The sequence below is a fragment of the Streptomyces sp. NPDC127092 genome (assembly GCF_042722475.1).
Taxonomy (GTDB): domain Bacteria; phylum Actinomycetota; class Actinomycetes; order Streptomycetales; family Streptomycetaceae; genus Streptomyces.
This window is the reverse complement of sequence record NZ_JBHXFE010000298.1, coordinates 843-1,255: the sequence shown is the minus strand read 5'-3', so window position 1 is coordinate 1,255 and position 413 is coordinate 843. Positions and strand designations below refer to the sequence as shown.

The following is a 413-nucleotide window of genomic DNA, read 5'->3' as shown; positions in this document are numbered from 1 at the left end:
ATGTGATTCTTCGGGTTGGCGATCGTCTCACCGTAGAACGCCTTCGTGTTCGGGCGGACGGCGCTGCGCCACTGCTCGAGGTCGTCGGGGTCTTCGACGAACGAGACCTCGATGCCGAGCTTGGGCAGCGTGTAGTGGAAGAGGTTGTAGGTGCCGCCGTACAGGTACGGGCTGGAGACGATGTGGTCGCCTGCCTCCGCGAGGTTCAGCACCGCAAAGGTTTCCGCTGCCTGTCCGGAGGACAGCAGCAGCGCGGCGACGCCGCCTTCGAGGGCGGCGATGCGCTGCTCGACCGCGTCCTGTGTGGGGTTCATGATGCGGGTGTAGATGTTGCCCGGCTCGGCCAGACCGAACAGCGCGGCAGCGTGATCGGTGCTGTCGAACGTGTACGAGGTGGTCTGGTAGATCGGCAG

1 protein-coding gene is annotated in these 413 nt (G+C 64.9%); it reads right to left on the bottom strand.

Features of this window, described 5'->3' with window-relative positions; translation table 11 throughout:
* A partial coding sequence (locus ACFWJO_RS39855) for a PLP-dependent transferase (protein ID WP_386873207.1) occupies window positions 1-413 on the bottom strand: 413 nt, incomplete at both ends.